Annotated in this window: 1 pseudogene; it reads left to right on the top strand. The window is 55.4% G+C overall.

The features are described 5' to 3' along the window. Positions 1-285 (top strand): annotated as a pseudogene (locus tag CHK_RS16650) (hypothetical protein); the annotation flags it as partial.

Raw genomic sequence — 285 nt, 5'->3', positions numbered from 1 at the left:
GAGCAAATGCTACCTGTATTCCAAGGGCAGATGGTGGGTGGCCTTATTGCTGGGTATTCCATCCAACTTTCCATTGATTCGTTGAAAACGGACGTGGTGCTGCTGGTACTGCCCATCCTTGCCGCACTGCCCTTCACGACAACCTTTGTGGATGACCACAAGAGCCGTTACCTGCGCGAATACCTTCCACGCGCGGGCAAGCGGTCTTATCTTGTTTCGCGGGTAGCAGCGACTGCGCTTTCAGGCGGGCTGGCGCTCTTTTTGGGCGTGCTCCTTGTCTGTTTC

The sequence above is a fragment of the Christensenella hongkongensis genome, assembly GCF_000981035.1.
Taxonomy (GTDB): domain Bacteria; phylum Bacillota; class Clostridia; order Christensenellales; family Christensenellaceae; genus Christensenella; species Christensenella hongkongensis.
This window is presented reverse-complemented; position numbering and strand designations above follow the sequence as displayed.